We start from the raw sequence: 18,097 nt of genomic DNA, 5'->3' as shown, positions 1-18,097 counted from the left end.
ATGTGCTTCGCAGTTCTTGATAGAAAACGAACCAGAAATTACTCAAAATTGTTATGTTCATTTTGTCTTGATACAAAACGAACCAAAAAATCAAAACGATTTATAGGAAGTTGCAAGCACCATTCGCTGATGGTTGTATGAGCTGTTTTATTATTGATGATTGTTCTTTAATACTAGATTTGAATACTTAAGATTAATGGTTGCTCATTACTTCTGAAAATCGTTGCTTCCGACTGTGTCGGAATTGGGTTTGACTCTCTTTGTGGTTAATTCTTTGTTATTTAATGGTCTTCAACAGGCTCAGACTGACGGTTGGGTTAAATTAATTAGATCCTGAAATACTGAAACAAGTTCAGCACAGGTAATTTCAGGATGACAAACTTTGAGTGATTCAGTATGAATAGGTTATGATTATTTTGAGCATCTAAATAGTGTGAGGTATAGAATCTAAATCCTAAAAAAAAAAAAAAACGAAGAACGAGAGTTATTGTTATCCCATTCTTCGCTTTTGTTTTGGTTATAATGTATAAACTATTTTACCTAATTCTTAATTATTCTCTTTGTTATAGACGAATTTTCAGAATATACTTTTACAAAGTAAATTCCGGTTGGCAATTGTTGCATGTCTATAGTATTGGTGTTCTCTGAAACTTCGATAAGTTTTTCGCCCAGTAGCGAGTAAACTTCTACCTTAGAAAAATCAATGGCAGACTGTATGAATAATTTTCCATCAACTGGGTTAGGATATAGTTTTACCTCATTGGTTTCAAACACATTGGTAGCTAATGTAGATACTTGCATAACATCATCAAAATAAAATGTAGATGTTGCGCTACCGTTACCAACGTTTCCAAAATCGAACATAAAGACTAGCTTATCGTATGGGCTGACACCAAGAGCACTAAAGTCCCAACTTAATGTTTCCCATTCTCCTGTAACTGTTGTTGGTGTCGATAACTCAAAGGTAGAACCACCACTCTGCTGCTCTAGTTTCATAAGTACTTGTGTGCCTACAGGTGCTTCGGTCCAGAGGTTTAGGGTAATGTATTGCGCTGTGTTAAAGTTTAAAGCATCATTAAGGTTAATGAAAGCGCCTGCCCACGTTTGTCCGCCATCTCTAACAATTTTGGCTAAGTTGGCACTGTTATTTCCTATGCTTTGTGGTGGAGCAACTGCTTCTACAGTGGCTGTAGCACCATCAAAATTAGTGAAATCTGCCGTTACTGGTGTGGTTTCAAAGTAGAATGGCAGTCCTGTATTGTTACCTGGTTCTTCGCATACCACATCATTGTAAGAAAACGTCATTCTACCTAAATTAACTTCGCCATTGGTTGCTGTTAATCGTAAAACATGTACACCAGCAATTAAATCTACGTTGCTTGTAGCTTTTGTACTCCAGCTTCCCCAGTCTCCTGTTGATGAAAATATAATGTCTTGACTGACTTGTACGCCATCTACTTCAAACTTAATAGGGCCTCCTCCATTGGTATTGCCTGATGCATAACGGATATCTAAGTTGTAGCATCCTGTTGTTTGTACATCTACTGTGTACTCTAACCACTCACCTGCTGCAAGCCAACCGATTGTTTCGCCTTCTGTGGCATCTGTTGCTGCATCTACATATTCTGATGGTCTAAAACCGCCTTGATTGTCCATAGAGGTATCAAAATACGCTATGTTTTGGCCGTTTCCACCTTCAAAAAGGTCGTAATGCCCAGCTTCTATTACACCAGGTATAATGCTTGGTGATCCTAAATATGGTACTTGATCGCCTATGGTTAATGTAATATTGTTGGTAATTATAGATGATGTGCCTTGATAAACTTTAGCATAGACATTGTGTATGCCTAAACTGATGTTTGGAAGCGTGTATTGGTAAGGCGCTGTAGTATCTTCGCCCAGCAAGGTTCCGTTATGATAAAATTCTACCTTGGTAATCCCTGTACCTGTAGTGCTTACTGATAGCTCTACATTGTCATTTTCGTTAGGTTCTGAAGGATTAGCAGATAAAACTCCGGTAACATCTATGTCTCTACTTGTGGCTAAGGTATACGCTGGTACATCTAGCATATAGCCATCTGAAAATGTTACTGTTGTAGCTGTGCCTGAATAGTTTTGAGCTACGTAAGTAATGGTTCCATTATCATTAAAGGCTGCTGCCAGAGGGTTATTTGCTGTAATTGAAGCTTCTGGTGTGCCTAAGGCATTCATATTATGCAGCCAATGGTACGTGTGTGCATCTGAAATGCCAAATTTAAGTGCTCTGTTAGGGTAAGAATTGTAAAGGTCTATAGCGCTTTGTGCATCGGTTAATGCGAGGAATTTCCAATAGGTATCGTACCATAAGTTTGGGTTTTCTTCGTTGCTTAAAACACCTGTATCTGAAGAGATCTCTGACCATAGTAATTGCGCGTAACTTTGGTTGTGCCCCAAATATAAAGAGCCACCATGTATGGGATAGAGCTCTATGCCGTAAGATGCTGCAATATCGCCTGTCCAGAATGTACCATTATCATAGGAATTGCCCCAAACTCTTGATACAAATTCGTAAGGATGTGAAGGGGAAAAATTTTGTTGATACATATCGAACCAATACTCTTCTACAGCAGTTTGCTCGGTGGTATAGATGAATATACCCAAATCTCTTATGGCATTGTTATTTGTAACTGCGCCCCAATGAATTAATGACGACGCAAATTGCATACTTTCTGATGTGGATTCTTGATCATTTCCTTGTGGAAACGAAGCAAATCCGTTTGCCCAGCTGTGGCCTGCATACGGACTAAAGTTTCTTAAAAAAGGAAACAAAGCATCGTTTCTATCGTCTGAGGCAGCATCTCTTACTAACAGGTTAATCATGTCTCCCCATTGTGTAGCCCAACCAGGCTGAAATTGCTCGATAAACGCTGCTGCATGAATAAAATATCCCCAATGAAAATGATGGTCGTTGATGTTATTATCTTGACCATGGCCAGCAGGATACCCTAACATTGCAGACCAAGTATCATTGTAATAATACAAAAATGCTACTTCACCAGATTGGTAGGTTAACCAATCTTCTAAGCGTTCTTTTATGGTATTTATAATGGTGTTTCTAGCTTCAGTATTGCCTATTTGATCTGCTATTCTGGCTGTTTGTATTAAACGATTCATTACCTGACCTTCGTTGTAAGAATCTGTCCAAGTTGCTAATTGATCGTTTTGTATTGCTGCGATTTTACTGTTTAGTTCCGCAGGATCATAACCTGCACTGTACTGCCCTAAATTGGGTAGTGTTGGCAGTATGCCTTTAAAGATGTTTTCTACTTCAAAAGTGTTACCATCTAAGGTTTTTAGTTCACCTCTAACCGTGTTGTAACTGTATTCGTCTGGTGTTGAAGAGCTCGAAGATAAGTTGTTCCATTGATGTGGTAGTAATCCTAACAAGACATTGGTATCCGTTCCTTCTTTGACATCAGTAGTTACCGTAAATGTTGATGTTAATTTTGAATTGGATTCGTTGTAGTTCCAACTGGTAATTGTATTTGTAGGAAATACGTAAGCGTACTTTTTGTACTCTTGTGCCATTGCATTGACATCTGAAGTACTTTGTGGTAACATGGCTAAGGACCAGTAATTATTACCGTTTAGCGTGGATGTATAGGTCGATCCGGATTGCGTCCAAGTACTCCCAGTTGGCGCATATAGGGCAAAATCTGCTCCAGAAGTAGCGTCTTGTACTGTGATGATTTCGTTTGAAATTGTTACTACACCAGAGTTGATTGTTATTTCAACAGTATCGCTACTGCTTTTATCGAAGTAAACAAAAGGCATTCCTATTCCTGATGTTGCTTTAAAGTTGTGTACACCGTCGTTCCAGTTCATGGTCACTGTCCAGTCTGAATAGTCTGATACGGTTGCCATAGAAGCATTTAAACCAGTAAGACCAATCTCAATTGGAGCAGAATCTCCGATTGGTCCCCAAGGAATATAGGTTACTATTAAACCTTGGTTGGTTGTTTTCATGGTCATTGGATAATTAAACAGGTTGTCGGCATGATTTTCCTTGATTAATGTTGACCACCAGTCATTTGTTGGTACTGGCTTGCCAATAGCATTGCCACTTAATTGAGGAGCACCCGAGGGAAATCCATTTCTACCAGCGCCATCGGTACCAGGAAACGTTGTTGTGTAGCTTCCATTACCTACATTGACCACTTCTTGAGCAGTGATGCTTAAAGAATTTGCTAATAGCAATAACGCTATCAGCATTTTGAAAATTGATTGTTTGTTAATAAGCATAGTTTATTTATTTAGTAAATCAATTATACTCAATGCTTTATAAGAAACAAATAAATGAACCTATACAAAAACCAAACAAAATGAAAATACTTTTACCAAAAGCTCTCTACTGTAAATTGTAACAGTCTAATTATGATGTGTTTACGGCAAGAATGTAAATTCCTTGCTATTTTCATCATTTGAAACACGTTGAACTATGATGCTGTGTTAATTTGAATACTGCATTATTTGTTATAGATGTGTTTTGTGGCTTCTTTTAGGTTGGCTTTTGGTAAAAACTGATCTGAAATGGTGAGTATGGCATAGAGATTATCTTGTAGTCTGTAGTGTTTTGAATCTTCTGAATGCAATGCTGTTTGTAAAAGATGTAGTGCCATATCTGCTAAAAGGAGGTGCTGCTTTTCTAACCAGTTGGCACTCCCCTTTTTGGCAGGATGATTGATATAGTTGCTTTCTATTTTATTGTGTAGCTCCCAGCTTATCTTTATGATGTTTTGTTTTTCTTGTTTAGTCATAAGTCCTTGTTGTGATTATTGGATATATGAGTCTGAATTGCACATGAAAAATTACACCTAAGATTATGCCTTGTGTGTGGACTACTTGTGTGTTTGTAGTTGCTGATTCCAGACACCTGTTTTGGCTGTTTCTGAAACATAGTCTGAAAAGTCTTTTGGTTTTCTGCCGAGAACAAGCTCTACATCGTTTGTAATCTCTGAATTGTTTGGATTGCCCAAAACTTCAGTAAACAGGTATTCGATTAGCCACACAAAGTCTGTTGGTACACCATGTTGTTTAAGCATCTGTGTGTATGCTGATATGGCAATTGGTGTAAAGGTGATGTCTCTCTTTGTAGCTAGCGCAATTTCTGTTACGGCTTCTTTAAATGTTAAGGTTCTGGTACCTGTAAGCTGGTATGTTTTTCCGTTGTGTTTATTGTGCAAAAGCGCTTCTACAGCTACTTCAGCTATATCATCTGTGTCTATAAAAGGGATTTTGGCTTCGGCTTGAGGTAATGCAACGACTCCTTGAAGAATAGGTTCTATTAAGAAACTTTCGCTAAAATTTTGATTGAACCAACTTGCTCTTACTATGGTATAGTCTAATCCTGAATGTATAACCACCTGTTCACAAAGTTCTGCTTCTCTTTCACCTTTTCCAGATAAGAGTACGAGCTTTTTTACTTTACAGCTTTTTGCTTTTTTAACAAGAGTTTCAATAGCTTCTAATGCCCCAGGAACTGCTAAGTCTGGCTGAAAAGTGATGTAAACCTTGTCTATGTTTTGCATAACGTCTTGCCAAGTGTCTGGATTGTCCCAACTGAAGGCTGGTGTTGCTGATCTTGATCCTATTCTAACGTTGTGTCCTAAGGAGTTTAGTTTGTTTACGATTTTGCGACCCGTTTTGCCTGTGCCGCCAATGACTAAGATGTTTTGTTTGTTTTGCATGATTGTTGTGTTTTGATTATTGTTCGTTTTTTGATTGATGATTTACAGATTGTTTTTTGCGATTTGCATTGCACTAATGATGAATAGTACAAAGGCTGTTGTTGCTGTTATGGTTCTGATATTGTGAAATTGATTCCATTTGGTTTCAAAAGTTGCTCTTAATGCCTTTAGATCTTCAACGCTAGCTGTAGCTATATTGGTTTTGTCTACCAGTTCGTTTAAGGGTACATTTCCAAAGATGGTGACCAGCACTACTCCAATTGCATATATTATTGCCGCTGCAATTAGCAACCTCTTTATGTTTGATGGTGCATTTCTAAAAACATATATATTGATAATGCTTAAGAAGAATGGGCCAAAGAATACTATAAAGAAGGTTGGATTAAGAATGGTTCTGTTGATTTGCTGAAAGGCACTCGTAACCTATATTATCTAATCGTCCTAATCCTGTAGTAATGGCATTAGACCATGTAAAGCATAAGCCTGCTGATAATCCGGTTAATACGATAAGTGCAATGATTGCCATGTATTCTAAGGAGATATTCATGGCTTAAGCTTTTGAGGTTTTGTGTTTAGGATATACTCGTATGTACCAGTAGAGTGTTGCTACGGTTAAAAATTCGAAAGCGATAATCCAGAATTCTAAAGCCGTAAAAAAACTGTAGTAGCTACCACCCAATGGTATTATAAATACTGGCACTGTAATGAGAGCATCTAAAGCTGCTGCTGTAAGTAGCATGGTTTGTCCTACCCAATAGCCATGGGTTTTATTGTCTTCTTTGTAATAGTACTCTGAACCCAACCATACCAATGGCATTACTACTATGAATAAGACTGTTCCGGGAAGGTGTTCTAACTGTTGAGATACTGCTATACTGCCAGCTATGGTGTAGCATAGTATGGCAATCATCCAGATGATAAACCCAATTACGATAGCTGTTTTTGTTTTCATGTCCTTTTGGTTTTTAATTTCAGGACAAAACTATGGTTAAGGCTAAGGGTTGACTTGTTTAAAACGGATTACGATTTGTTTGAAAGGGAATTTACTTGATTTGGCTAGGTCTATAGCCAAACTTTTTTTCGAAAGCGTTGGAGAAGGAACTTAAACTGTCGTAGCCAACGTGCCATGCGGCTTCTTGTACTGTAGCATCTTGATTTCTAATCATTTTATGCGCTATGGTAAGACGTTGATTTTGCAGATATTTAAATACTGGCACACCAAATAGTGCTTTAAATTCCTTTTTGAGTTTAAAGGTGTTTAGTCCTATGCGTTTTGATATTTCATTTAAGGAAGGAGGATTATCTAGATTGTTTAATAGAATGTCGCGTGCTTGATTGAGTTTTTCGCGCTCCGGTGTGTTTAATTTTTCGGTTTTTAAACTGGCAAGTTCACCAAAGAAATGTGAGAGCAATGCAGTAACCTGGCTGCGAAAGAACATCATTTTGGTTTTGCCTTGGTATTGAATATTGAATAGACCATCGACAATAGATTGCATCTGAGGAGTCATAATGAAACTTGGACCTTCTACATAATGGTCGGATGGATTAACGAGCTCGTTAAGCATTTCGGCAAAAAGTTCTCCTTCTTGATTTGGTAATTTGTCTATAGCACTTGTTGTAGTAGCTATAAGAAGACATTGCAAAGGTTTATTGTTTTCTACTGTATGCTGAAAGACGACTTTTTCATTGGCATAGAAAGATAAAGCTAAGCCTTTGGTGTAATTAAAATCTTTATGCTTGTTGCCATACTCTACTTTGAGATCTACATTGCCAGAGCCGTAGAAGGCTACTGCTATTACAGGCTCATCAAAAGTGCAAGCGCTGGTTTCAGACACCACATCTGTACCATTGCTATTAAGGTTAGCTTCTTCCACCAAAATGATGAAGTCATTGATATTGATGATGTCTCTGTTCATGTGGTATTCAAATTTAAAAAAAATAGTTTTTTAAATGAGAATTGAATTTACTCTAGTCGATGTTTTTTTTAATGTTATTCTGTATCTATCAGTTGCCCTCTATAGCTAATGTTATTGCGATGCGATGGAATGATATTGATGTCTGCACTATTATTAGCAAAGAGTGTGATAGTAACTCTATGGATTTCTGATTGGTCATCCTTATCATTTATATTAAACTTAATGATGTAGGCTTCTTTCTTTTTGTGCTTAGTTATGCTATAGTTGTTCGGTATGTCGCTAAAAGCAATACCTAAATTGCCATTGTAGGCACCACTGCCTAACTGACGTTCGCCATAAAAGGGCAATCGTCCAGAAATACTATCGTTTTTAAATGTAATGTCGTAACCATTTATAGTAATGTGGTTGGCTGTATTGCCTGTGTTTTGCATGAGTTGGTTAAGGACTTGGGTTGTCGCTATTGTGGTAAATGGCAAAGCAGTATGTACATCTATCTTAAAGCTTTTGCTCTTGAGCTTGGTTTCTAAATTATTGAATGCCAGAGTTTGCTCTACAGAGGGTTGTGATGATTTGCATGCCATAATTAATGCCATGGTTGCTAGAGCTAAACCATACATGAAGTGTTTTATGTTGCCACGCGTTTTCATAACCACTTAAAGATAGCTAATTGTGCTTGTAAGTGCCAGAATATTAACACTGATTTAGCTATTGCTACGGAAAGTATTTAGATAGTGCCAGCCACTACTCTACCGTTGATATTGTTTGGTTTTAGCAGGTTTATGCCTTATGCTTGATTAGTGCTATAAACTCATCTTTAACATCATTACAAATCTTTACAGAGTTGTGTGTACAGTTTTTTAAGGCAACAGGATCAAAGGTTTTGATGCTTATTTTTGAAGGACTAAACTCTTTGCATTGCAGATGTGTGTACATATTTAATGCCGCTTTAGAGCTGGCATAAGCCGTCATACAATAGTTAGAATAGCAAAAGGAATCGTCTTTCATTTTGGTAAGATCGCCTAGTGCGCTGGTAACGTTTATAATTCTGGCATCATTGCTTTTTTCTAGCAAAGGTTTTAGCGTTTTTACCACACGCATAACAGCAAATACATTAATGTCGTATACTGCTTTTACGTCTTCTATATTGATTTGTTCAATTTTTTGCCCAAAGCCATTGGCAATTTCGGCATTGTTAATCAATAGATCCAGATGGCCAAAAGTACTAATAATGGTATCTCTTAATTCTGAAACACTATCGTTTGAAGTAAAATCTGTTTTAACGAGTTTGTATTGGTGTAGATCATCGGTCTCTACAGCCAATGCATTAAAACTATCTTGGGATGCAGCCAGAATAACGTCATAGTTATTTTTGAGTAAAATATTGGCAAAAGTTCTTCCTAATCCATTGCCAGAATCCGTAACTACTGCTTTTCTATTTGCGTTCATAAATTCTAAATTTAATAATCAAAATTAATCATAAATTAACTTTTAAAATAACCACTTTCTTTACTTAAATGTCAAAAATTGAAACCTATTTTAAAATTGTATTGTTTGGTTTTTAGTTGTTTATAAGCCCTCTTGCCTAAAACGATTTGGTGTTGTACCACTTAATTTTTTAAAGAACCTGGTAAAATGCGTTGGTTCTTGAAAATTTAAACGGTATCCTATTTCTGCAATATCTAAATCTGAAAACTTTAAGAGGCTTTTACTTTCTAGTAATAAGCGTTCTTGTATAATGTCTTTAGCACTTTTTCCTGTTTGTTGCTTTATCATTGTTGTTAAATAACTCGGAGTAATATTTAATACATCTGCATAATCGCTAACATTCTTAGTGTCTATGTACATTTTCTCTACGAGGTTTTCAAATTTTTGAGTGATGACTTGCCCACGCGACAAGCTATTTTCGGTAGTCTTATGTCTCTCGAAAATAGCTTTGCAATAATACAGAATTGATACCAACATTCCTTCCAGCATTTTTTCTTGGTAAGGATGTGGGTTTTGAAATACAGAAATCATTCGTTTGGCATCGAATAATAACGAGTTTAATTCGTCCTTAGTCATCATTAACACTTGGTTTTCTGACATTTTTAAGAACGGGAAATCTTCAATTAGGTTAGGAATTACTTGCATTAAAAATTCTTTTTTAAAAGTAATATTAAAACCTGCAATTTTTTCGTCTCTAACCCAAGAGACTACTTGTCCTGGTACTGTAAACCATAATGGATGTTCGCCTAACTCTAACCAATCTGTATTAATATTTAAACGGCTATTGCCTACATAAGTGAGCAATGCTATTTGAAAAAAATCTTGTCTGTATGGAGGCATACATCTGCTAGATGAAGGTTCTAATTCATCAATGGCATGTATGTCAAAATTGGGTATGTGGCTTCTGTGAGGGAAACCGATAGCCTCATATAAATCATTACTATTTTTAAAAACAGGAACTTGTGTTTTAGACATATTCTGTTGGTTGGATACTGTTTTGTTTACGAAACTATTATTTACTGTCGTTTCGATTTGCTTTTCATTACTTATTTTGATGAGGTTTCTTTTTGTTTTAACAGCTCTATTTTAGTTTTAATATCGTCTTCTGTTATGATATCCCATCCTCCACCTAATGCTTTATAAATAGCAATTAAATATGTGGAAGCAGTTATTTCGCTGGTAGCTAATAAATTTTCGGATACCAACATGGTATTTTCAGCGCTTAAATAATCTATAAAATTGTCTAAACCTGCTTCGTAACGTTGTTTAGCTATAGTAGCAGCTTTAGCACTAGCTTCTGATGATGCGCGTAGGTTTTCGCGTCTCTGTAGCTCGTTGGCATAATTTGCTAATGCGGTTTTAGTTTCTTCTAGAGCTTTTAAAACGGTTTTTTCATACTGGTTTAAAGCCGCAAGCGTTAAGGCATCGTTTTGATTAATTTGTTGTTTTACACGACCTAAATTAAAAGCTGCCCATGTTATACTAGGCATAATGCTCCATGTAAATGATTCTTTTTGGGCAAAGTTAGAAAAATCTACAGCCGAAAATCCAATAGAACCACCAAATTGTACTTTAGGATACAAATCGGCTACCGAAATATTATATTTTGCAATCTGTATTTGTAAAGTAGCTTCAGCACTTCTAACATCTGGTCTGCGACGTAACAACTCATTAACATCGCCTAAAGCAACCGTTTCTGGTAAGCTTGGTAATGGTTGCTCTGTTAATAAGGTATCATCAATCTCACCTGGTACTTCACCAATTAGTACGTTCAAACTATTTTTTAAAGCTTCAATACGTGCCTTTAAAGGATGAATTGTTGCTCTGGTATTCTCTAATTGGGCTAACGCTCTTGACACATCTAAATTATTACTTGTACCAGCTTCTAACAATTTCACTGTTAAATCATAAGTACTTTGCTGACCTTTTAGATTACGCTCTGCAATACTTAACATGTGTTGTGTACCTCGTAATTCCATATAATTTCTGGCAGTTTCTGCAAATATGCTAATATATACGCTTTGCATATCTGCTAATGCTAACTGACTGTTGGCGTAAGCGCCTTTAATACGGTTAGATACACGACCAAAAACATCGGCTTCCCAAAAGGCATCAAAACTACCATTAAAATTATTGTACGTTGGGTTTGCTCCAGGTACAAAAACATTTTCTCCTAATCGTGTTCTGGTGTAGTTACCGTTTAACGTTACCGTAGGGAAACGGTCTAATTTTGTACCTTTTAAAAAGGCGCGAGATGCTTCAAAATTAGCAACAGCAGTATTAATATCTAAGTTGTGCTGTAGAACTTTACTAATTAGCGTATCTAAAATAGGGTCGTTAAATTCTGTCCACCATTTTTGAGTGGTTTCTGTACTAACATAAATCTCTTTTTGTAGATTGTCTTCAAAAAAAGCGTCAGATACAGTGACACCAGACTGCACGTTAAAATCGCGTTTTGTAATACCACAAGATGTTAGTATTACAGCTAGTGTGACAAGACTTATATAGTTTATTGTTTTCATTGTTATAGTGTTTGTTTTTTGGTTGTCCATTTTCTACCTAGGTAATAAAATACTGGTGTTAAGAAAATACCGAAGATGGTAACACCTAGCATACCGCTAAATACTGCTATACCTAAGGATACTCGCAATTCGGCACCAGCTCCAGTAGAAATGGCTAATGGAACTACACCCAAAATAAAAGCCATTGCTGTCATTAAAATAGGTCGTAAACGCAGTTTTGATGCTTGTATAACGGCTGTTTTTAGATCAGTACCTTGATCTTCTAATTGCTTGGCAAATTCTACAATAAGAATCGCGTTTTTACTAGCTAGACCAACCAATACAATTAAACCGATTTGCACCATGATATTGTTGTCTAATCCAGCTAAATCAATACCAACAATTGCCGATAGTAATACCATAGGTACAATAAAGATCACTGCTAATGGTAGCACTAAACTTTCAAATTGTGCCGCCAATAATAAGAATACAAATATTACTGCTAATAAAAAGGCGATGCCAGCTGTGTTACCTGTTTGCTTTTCTTGATAAGCCATTTCGGTCCATTGGTAAGAAATACCTTGTGGTAAAATATCTTCTGCCAATTCTTCCATACGTGCTAATGCCTGACCAGAACTAAAGCCTGCTGACACATCACCATTTAAAGATGCTGAAGGATACAAGTTAAAACGTGGTATTCTAGAAGGACCAGAAATATCTTTTTGAGTGGCAATGGTTCCTAATGGTACCATTTCACCTTTATTGTTACGTACTTTAATACGTGCAATGTCGTCTGGTGTTAAACGGTTTGGTGAATCGGCTTGCGCTGTTACCTGAAACGTTCTACCCAAATAGTTAAAATCGTTTACAAACGCAGATCCCATATAAATTTCTAGTGACTGAAACACTTCATTGACATTAACACCCAATTGCTGAGCTTTGTTTCTATCAATGTCTAAATATAGCTGAGGTGTTCTATCATTAAAAAAAGTAAATACATTACTTAAGATTGGATCTTGGTTGGCTGCCATTGCTAAGTTATTTGTTGCTTCAATTAAAGCTTCCGTACCTAAGTTGGCTCGGTCTTGTACCATCATTCTAAATCCACCTGCATTACCAATACCTGCAACCGATGGAGGTGGTATAACAAATACAACAGCATCATCTACAACAGCGACTTTACCACGGAGTGTATTAAGAAGATTATTGTATTCTATACCTTTTTCGGTTCTTTTATCAAAATCTTCAAGTGTTATAAAAATGGCAGCTGCATTTGAAGCGTTGGTAAACGAAGCGGCATCAAAACCTGTAAATGAAACAGCCGTTTCTACACCATCAGTATCTAGTGTTATGTCTAAGATCTTTTTAACAACTTCGTCTGTTCTACTTAAAGAAGAACCAGGAGGTAACTGTATAACTGTTACAAAATACTGTTGGTCCATTGCAGGTACAAATCCTTGAGATACACGGTTGAATTCAAATCCTGTTATAGCAATTAATCCACCATAAACCACCATAACCATGGTGCCTGTTCGTACTAGTTTTTGAACACTTTTACCATATTTCTCAGAAATCTTGTCCATAAAACGGTTAAAGGCATTACCCAAAAACACAAACGGTTTTAATACCAAAGGTGTTTTTTTCGCTTTGCTTTTATCTTCGTGACGCATTAATAATGCAGCCATAGCCGGACTTAGCGTTAGTGACACAAATACTGAAATAGCTGTGGCTACAGCAATGGTAACACCAAATTGTTTGTAAAACTGACCTGAGAATCCGTCTAAAAAAGCAGTAGGAATAAATACAGCAATTAATACTAATCCGATTGCTACTAAGGCACCACCAACTTCGTTCATGGTTTTAAAAGCAGCTTCTTTTGGTGAATAGCCTTCTTCGAGATAACGTTCCATGTTTTCTACGACGACAATTGCATCATCTACCACAATACCAATAGCCAATACCAATCCAAACAATGTTAAGTTATTAAGTGAAAACCCAATACCTTGCATAATAGCAAACGTACCAACTAAGGATACTGGAATGGCTAAAATTGGGATAATAGCAGCACGCCAAGATTGAAGGAATAGTAAAATCACTAAAATTACTAGGATTACCGCTTCAAAAATGGTGCTGTATACTTGATCTACCGATTTTTGAATGAACTCTGTTGGGTTATATTCAATTTTATACTCTAGATCTTCAGGAAAGTTTTTAGATAATCTTTCCATAGTTTCTTTAATACTCGCTGCTGTTTCTAATGCATTACCACCAGGTTGCTGAAAAATAGGCATCGCAATAGCTGGTTTTTTACCTAAATACCCTTTTGTGGCATAGTTTTGTGCGCCTAATTCTACACGGCCAACGTCTTTAAGTTTTACAATTCTGTTGTCTTCAGCAGATTTAACGATGACGTTTTCAAACTCTTCAGGTGTAATTAGTTTTCCTTGTGTTTGAATATTTACTTCGAAAGCTGATTGTGTACCTGATGGTAAAGTGTTTAATGTACCACTGGCAATTTGTACGTTTTGAGCACGTAATGCCGCAACGACTTCACCAGCCGTCATATCTAAATTTGCAATTTTATCAGGATCTAACCAGATGCGCATTGCATATTCTGCCGCACCAAATATCTGAATGTCACCAATACCTTTTAAACGTGCCAACTCGTCCTTAAGCTGTAATGTGGCATAGTTACCCATGTAAATTTGATCATAGGTTTCATTAGGTGAAATAAGGTTAACTAAGAGTAAAATATCTGGTGATATCTTCTTTGTGGTAATTCCTAAACGTCGTACTGACTCTGGCAAACGCGGTTCTGCGATAGCAACTCGGTTTTGTACCTGTACTTGCGCACGATCTAAATCGGTTCCTAGTTCAAATGCAATTTGTACAGTAACTCTACCATCGGCAGAAGATTGTGAGGTCATATAAATCATACCTTCTACACCATTAATTTCTTTTTCTAAAGGTGCAGCAACAGTTTCGGATAGTGTTTTGGCACTTGCTCCTGGATATGAAGCAACCACTTCTACGGTTGGTGGAGCAACATCTGGAAACTGTGAGACAGGTAATGAAAAATAGGATAATCCACCAACTATAAGTATAAGTACACTTAGTACTGCTGCAAATATTGGTCTTTTAATAAATATGTGGCTAAATTTCATTTTGCTTTGTTAAAATTTGAACATAACTCTGGCTGTTTCATTATCCTTTTTAAGGGTAAGAAACTGTAAACAAGTATGTTTTAATATGATTAGCTAATAACTTGTTATTGGTTTATAGCAAGTTCTTTTTTGGTTTTTAAATTGGTTTCTACTGGTGTAACTGCTATACCAGGTCTAATTTTTTGAATGTTGTTAACGATTAATTGATCTGTTTCTAATAAACCGTCTCTAACAATACGTAAGCCGTTAGAATGTAATGGTCCTAAGGTGATGTTTTTACTGGTCACCGTATTATTTTCGCCTAAAACATAAACATAACGTAATGATTGGTTGGTGCCAATTATATCTTCAGGAATCATTATGGCTTTGTGCTCAGCACTTCCGCTAATTCTAGCCTTACCAAACATTCCAGGCTCTAATATCAAGTCTTTATTAGGTAAAATAGCTCTGTTTTCTATGGTTCCTGTACTATTATCAATTTGATTGTCTACAAAATCTATTTTAGCTTCGTGAACAAACTCGTCTTCATCTTGAAGTTTAATAAGCACCGGAAGTCCGTTTGCACGTACAGCCTTTCTTTCACCATTATTAGCTAAACGCACATAACGTAAGTAATCAGATTCACTACTTGTAAAATAAAAGTGAATAGGACTTGTAGCTACAATGGTTGTTAGTAATGTAGAATTTGAAGAACCACCATCTATAAGGTTGCCTTCATTAACACGATCTCTACTTACTAAGCCAGAAATAGGTGCTTTAACACGTGTAAATTCTAAGTTTAATTTTGCATCCGCTACACGAGCTTGCGATAACTGAATACTAGCTTTAGCATATTCTAGAGCTTGTTTTCTTCGGTTGAACTCTTCAATAGATACTGCTCCAGTTTCTTTTAAATTTTCAACACGGTTAAAGTTATCTTGTGCAATTTCTAAGTTAGCTTTCGCTTGTGCTAAATCAGCTTTGGCTTGGTCTAAAGCAATAACAAAAGGTCTGTTGTCTATAATAAAAAGCACATCACCTTTGTTAACAATTTGCCCATCTTTAAAGTTTACACGTTCTAAAAAACCACTTACACGTGCACGAACGTCTACTTTGTTGCTGGCTTCAAAACGACCTGTGTATTCGTCCCACTCAGTAATGGTTTCAGAAACAGGTAAAGCTATTTCTACAGGCATGGCCTGTGGTGCAGCATTGGTATTTTCAGCGTCCTCATTGGTGTCGTTTAACGTGAAAGCCGAAACCAAAATTATTATAGCTAAGAAGCCTATAATCATAAAAATAGACTTTGAAAACTGTCTGGTATTTAAACTATTTTTCTTCATTTTTAATCTCGATTTTTTTGATTTGTTTTTGAGAGAACAAAATTATCAGCAAAACCAAGGTTTTTTATAACCATTATTTTTGTGAGAATGACCAAAATCTCATATTGAAGAAAAACAGGCTGTAATGGAAGGTTTTATAATGTTTTAGGTAAGGTGAAATAAAAGACAGTACCCATACCTTCTTTGCTTTCTACCCAGATTTCGCCTTTGTAGTATTTTATAATTTTTTCTACAATGGATAGCCCAATACCAGAAGATGAGCCAGTACTTTCTAGCTTGGTAAAGATTTTAAAAATCTTATGAAAATAGTTTGGGTTGATGCCGATACCATTATCTTTTACAAAGAATTGATACATGTCTTCATTTTCGGTAAAACCAACTTCTACTCTACCTTGAGTCTTATCACAGTATTTAACAGCATTTTGAATAAGGTTCTGAAACACTTGCTTAAATCTCCAAGTGTTGCCAAACAATGTTGGCATGTTATTTTGAGCTTTAATGGTTATATGCTCTGGGATGAGCAAGGTTTGTAAGACTTCCTCAATAGTTTTATTAAGATTTACCAAACTGTCTTCTGTATCTATCCTGTCTATGGTTGAGTAATCTAAGATTCCTTTAATAAGCAAATCCATTTTTTCTACATTAAACAAGACTTTTTGCAAAGGAAAATACTCATCTTCTGTGATTTTGTCTTTGTTGTCATCCATAAACCAGCTTACTAATGTATGGATATTAATAAGCGGAGCTTTAAGATCGTGAGAGACTACATGTGCATACTCATTTAAAGCCTTGTTTTGTTGAGAAAGATGCTCTAAAAGTTCTTGTTTTTTGGCTTCTTGTTCCTGTATACGTTCTTCGTATTCTTTGCGCTGCTCTAAGTTGACCAGCATATTGGCATAGACAAATAGGATTTCTTTTTCGCGATCATTATACTTATTGAGTTTGTTTACAGAATCAAAACCTATAAAACCAACAAGTTCATTATTTTTTATTTTAGGTATTGTAATTAAGCTTTTGATACCTTGAGGTTCTAAAATAGCTTTAAGGCCAAGCTCGCCATCATCTGGTAAAGCACTAACGTCTTCTACCCAAAATGCTTCACTTTTGCGGTGCGCTTCTAACCATTGTGGAATAAAATCTAAAGGAATGTTTTTGAGATTATCAATCTCTGGTGTAATGCCTTGAGCACACCATTCGTATGTGTTTGTTGTGGTGTTATTTGTAAAATCGTATGAAAAAATATAACTACGATCTGATTCTACAAACTCACCTATTTGTTTTAGAGATTTTTGAATGATTTGATCTATGTCAGAGATATCAGCATTGATATAAGTTGTAGAAATACTAATCAACAACTCTTGAAAACGAAGCTGACGTTCTATTATCTTATCTTTTTCTAAACGCATAAGGGTAGATTCTATTCTACCGAACAAAATACTATTTATCCGTTTGTTTTAAAAATAAATTTTGAAAAATTGATAGAATAAAGACTAGATCTTATCTAAAAATGTAGTGTTATTTTGCTCTATTTTTTCCCATAGGTAGTTAGAGTTTAAACGAAAACTGCCAAGATGTTTAAAGTTGCAACTGTCTGGTTCTATAATAGATAAAAAAGGTTCTTGCTTTTGATTATTGTAAAGATGATAGGTTTCTCCAATGAGAGGCTCAAAGGTGAATTTTGCATTAGTAACAAGCTCGTTATACTCCATAACTTTTATCAGTGCATCGTACTCGGCTTTAATAGCTTCATATTTGGCTTTTAGCTGCTTGTTGGCCTTATGGATTTGAGAACTCTTCCATGTACCGTTATTTGGTAGCTTTATTTGTGGTGCGCCAACACTCGTTGCATAAGGTCTAAATGCAGCATCGTAGCGTTGTTTTTCTTCATCAAACACTACCAAATCTGGTTTCTTTGTGGTATTGTTCTTTTTTGTACTCATTTATAATAAAATAAGAAATTGACTAATCTAAGCTCTACAATTT

Annotated in this window: 15 protein-coding genes; all 15 read right to left on the bottom strand. The window is 36.1% G+C overall.

Going from position 1 to position 18,097, the window contains the following annotated elements; all coding sequences use genetic code 11:
* Window positions 1-540: 540 nt before the first annotated feature.
* The 15 genes from P7122_RS07545 to P7122_RS07475 all read right to left on the bottom strand — a co-directional run bounded on the left by P7122_RS07545 (window position 541) and on the right by P7122_RS07475 (window position 18,054).
* Window positions 541-4,281 (bottom strand): glycosyl hydrolase, encoded by a 3,741-nt coding sequence (locus P7122_RS07545; protein ID WP_278005172.1) that lies wholly within the window; start codon window positions 4,279-4,281, stop codon window positions 541-543.
* A 224-nt stretch (window positions 4,282-4,505) separates the two neighbouring features.
* Window positions 4,506-4,796, bottom strand: a complete 291-nt coding sequence (locus P7122_RS07540) for a hypothetical protein (protein WP_278005171.1) — start codon at window positions 4,794-4,796, stop codon at window positions 4,506-4,508.
* Between the two features lie 81 nt (window positions 4,797-4,877).
* Window positions 4,878-5,726, bottom strand: a complete 849-nt coding sequence (locus P7122_RS07535) for an SDR family oxidoreductase (protein ID WP_278005170.1) — start codon at window positions 5,724-5,726, stop codon at window positions 4,878-4,880.
* A gap of 42 nt (window positions 5,727-5,768) precedes the next feature.
* Window positions 5,769-6,056 carry an anthrone oxygenase family protein gene (locus tag P7122_RS07530; protein WP_347402810.1) on the bottom strand — a complete coding sequence of 96 codons (288 nt, stop codon included), beginning with the start codon at window positions 6,054-6,056 and terminating at the stop codon, window positions 5,769-5,771.
* Window positions 6,057-6,108: 52 nt separating this feature from the next.
* Window positions 6,109-6,273, bottom strand: a complete 165-nt coding sequence (locus P7122_RS07525; RefSeq protein WP_278005169.1) for an anthrone oxygenase family protein — start codon at window positions 6,271-6,273, stop codon at window positions 6,109-6,111.
* 3 nt (window positions 6,274-6,276) lie between these two features.
* Window positions 6,277-6,678 carry a DUF5367 family protein gene (locus P7122_RS07520; protein ID WP_278005168.1) on the bottom strand — a complete coding sequence of 134 codons (402 nt, stop codon included), beginning with the start codon at window positions 6,676-6,678 and terminating at the stop codon, window positions 6,277-6,279.
* 91 nt (window positions 6,679-6,769) lie between these two features.
* Entirely contained in the window at window positions 6,770-7,642 is an 873-nt protein-coding gene (locus tag P7122_RS07515) for a helix-turn-helix domain-containing protein (RefSeq protein WP_278005167.1), read from the bottom strand.
* A 74-nt stretch (window positions 7,643-7,716) separates the two neighbouring features.
* Complete coding sequence (locus P7122_RS07510; RefSeq protein ID WP_278005166.1) at window positions 7,717-8,289, bottom strand: DUF4251 domain-containing protein; 573 nt, start codon at window positions 8,287-8,289, stop codon at window positions 7,717-7,719.
* A gap of 130 nt (window positions 8,290-8,419) precedes the next feature.
* The gene (locus P7122_RS07505) at window positions 8,420-9,088 is read right to left on the bottom strand and encodes an SDR family NAD(P)-dependent oxidoreductase (protein ID WP_278005165.1); all 669 of its coding nucleotides are present in this window, start codon (window positions 9,086-9,088) and stop codon (window positions 8,420-8,422) included.
* A 120-nt stretch (window positions 9,089-9,208) separates the two neighbouring features.
* Complete coding sequence (locus P7122_RS07500; protein ID WP_278005164.1) at window positions 9,209-10,102, bottom strand: helix-turn-helix domain-containing protein; 894 nt, start codon at window positions 10,100-10,102, stop codon at window positions 9,209-9,211.
* 71 nt (window positions 10,103-10,173) lie between these two features.
* The gene (locus P7122_RS07495) at window positions 10,174-11,649 is read right to left on the bottom strand and encodes an efflux transporter outer membrane subunit (protein WP_278005163.1); all 1,476 of its coding nucleotides are present in this window, start codon (window positions 11,647-11,649) and stop codon (window positions 10,174-10,176) included.
* Between the two features lie 2 nt (window positions 11,650-11,651).
* Window positions 11,652-14,792, bottom strand: coding sequence for an efflux RND transporter permease subunit (locus tag P7122_RS07490; protein ID WP_278005162.1), 3,141 nt, complete (start codon window positions 14,790-14,792; stop codon window positions 11,652-11,654).
* A gap of 104 nt (window positions 14,793-14,896) precedes the next feature.
* Window positions 14,897-16,114: an efflux RND transporter periplasmic adaptor subunit gene (locus P7122_RS07485; RefSeq protein WP_278005161.1), complete on the bottom strand. Its 1,218-nt coding sequence runs from the start codon at window positions 16,112-16,114 to the stop codon at window positions 14,897-14,899.
* A gap of 134 nt (window positions 16,115-16,248) precedes the next feature.
* Entirely contained in the window at window positions 16,249-17,520 is a 1,272-nt protein-coding gene (locus P7122_RS07480; RefSeq protein WP_278005160.1) for a GAF domain-containing sensor histidine kinase, read from the bottom strand.
* Between the two features lie 84 nt (window positions 17,521-17,604).
* Complete coding sequence (locus P7122_RS07475) at window positions 17,605-18,054, bottom strand: DUF2452 domain-containing protein (protein WP_278005159.1); 450 nt, start codon at window positions 18,052-18,054, stop codon at window positions 17,605-17,607.
* Window positions 18,055-18,097: the final 43 nt, after the last annotated feature.

It is taken from the genome of Winogradskyella marincola, assembly GCF_029624125.1.
Classification (GTDB): Bacteria; Bacteroidota; Bacteroidia; order Flavobacteriales; family Flavobacteriaceae; genus Winogradskyella; species Winogradskyella marincola.
The sequence above is the reverse complement of the archived record's forward strand: the minus strand, read 5'-3'. Positions and strand labels throughout refer to the sequence as shown.

Excerpts from the sequence above, each read along its gene's own strand:
- P7122_RS07545 (WP_278005172.1), bottom strand. The coding sequence starts at position 4,281 with ATGCTTATTAACAAACAATCAATTTTCAAAATGCTGATAGCGTTATTG.
- P7122_RS07540 (WP_278005171.1), bottom strand. The coding sequence starts at position 4,796 with ATGACTAAACAAGAAAAACAAAACATCATAAAGATAAGCTGGGAGCTA.
- P7122_RS07535 (WP_278005170.1), bottom strand. The coding sequence starts at position 5,726 with ATGCAAAACAAACAAAACATCTTAGTCATTGGCGGCACAGGCAAAACG.
- P7122_RS07525 (WP_278005169.1), bottom strand. The coding sequence starts at position 6,273 with ATGAATATCTCCTTAGAATACATGGCAATCATTGCACTTATCGTATTA.
- P7122_RS07520 (WP_278005168.1), bottom strand. The coding sequence starts at position 6,678 with ATGAAAACAAAAACAGCTATCGTAATTGGGTTTATCATCTGGATGATT.
- P7122_RS07515 (WP_278005167.1), bottom strand. The coding sequence starts at position 7,642 with ATGAACAGAGACATCATCAATATCAATGACTTCATCATTTTGGTGGAA.
- P7122_RS07510 (WP_278005166.1), bottom strand. The coding sequence starts at position 8,289 with ATGAAAACGCGTGGCAACATAAAACACTTCATGTATGGTTTAGCTCTA.
- P7122_RS07505 (WP_278005165.1), bottom strand. The coding sequence starts at position 9,088 with ATGAACGCAAATAGAAAAGCAGTAGTTACGGATTCTGGCAATGGATTA.
- P7122_RS07500 (WP_278005164.1), bottom strand. The coding sequence starts at position 10,102 with ATGTCTAAAACACAAGTTCCTGTTTTTAAAAATAGTAATGATTTATAT.
- P7122_RS07495 (WP_278005163.1), bottom strand. The coding sequence starts at position 11,649 with ATGAAAACAATAAACTATATAAGTCTTGTCACACTAGCTGTAATACTA.
- P7122_RS07490 (WP_278005162.1), bottom strand. The coding sequence starts at position 14,792 with ATGAAATTTAGCCACATATTTATTAAAAGACCAATATTTGCAGCAGTA.
- P7122_RS07485 (WP_278005161.1), bottom strand. The coding sequence starts at position 16,114 with ATGAAGAAAAATAGTTTAAATACCAGACAGTTTTCAAAGTCTATTTTT.
- P7122_RS07480 (WP_278005160.1), bottom strand. The coding sequence starts at position 17,520 with ATGCGTTTAGAAAAAGATAAGATAATAGAACGTCAGCTTCGTTTTCAA.
- P7122_RS07475 (WP_278005159.1), bottom strand. The coding sequence starts at position 18,054 with ATGAGTACAAAAAAGAACAATACCACAAAGAAACCAGATTTGGTAGTG.